This is a genomic window from uncultured Virgibacillus sp., assembly GCF_947495635.1.
GTDB classification, from domain to species: Bacteria; Bacillota; Bacilli; order Bacillales; family Amphibacillaceae; genus Virgibacillus; species Virgibacillus salarius.
In genome coordinates, this window is sequence record NZ_CANMAB010000214.1 from 1 (window position 1) to 707 (window position 707).

Consider the following 707-nt stretch of genomic DNA (forward strand, 5'->3'; position numbering starts at 1 on the left):
ATAAAAATAATTGCACTATCCGTTTCCTTTTGAATATCCTTCATCAGCTCTAAAATCTGTGCTTGTATCGTCACATCTAATGCCGTTGTTGGCTCATCGGCAATGAGAATCTTTGGATTACAGGCAAGCGATATCGCTACGACCACGCGCTGGCGCATTCCGCCAGAGAACTGGTGAGGATATTGGTTAATCCGTACTTCTGGATTAGGTATACCGACCAATTCCAGTAATTCCATCGCTTTTTTCTTCGCATCCTGTTTAGACATATTCTGATGCTTAATTAAACCTTCAATGATTTGGTTCCCTACCTTCATCGTCGGATTTAACGATGTCATCGGATCTTGGAATACCATCGAAATATCTTTACCACGGAGCTTTTGCATCTCTTTCGTAGATTTGTTAACCAAATCCTCACCTTCAAACAAAATCTCCCCTGATTTGACAAAGCCGTGTGGCTTAGGTAAGAGCTGCATTAACGCCATCGATGTTACCGACTTTCCCGAGCCAGATTCACCAACAATCGCTAATGTCTCCCCCTTTTTCAAATCAAAGTTCACACCTCGAACAGCTTGTACTTCACCGTTGTAGGTGTTAAATGAAACTCTCAAATCCTTTACTTCTAACAATTTACTCATTTAGAAACACCTACCTTCTTATTTATGCATTTTCGGATCAAACGCATCACGTAATCCATCTCCAATTAAGTT

Annotated in this window: 1 protein-coding gene; it reads right to left on the reverse strand. The window is 40.7% G+C overall.

The genetic code is table 11. From position 1 onward, the window contains the following. The coding region (locus Q1A47_RS20535) for an ABC transporter ATP-binding protein (RefSeq protein ID WP_299632751.1) at positions 1–635 on the reverse strand (635 nt) is incomplete at its 3' end. Positions 636–707 lie beyond the last annotated feature (72 nt).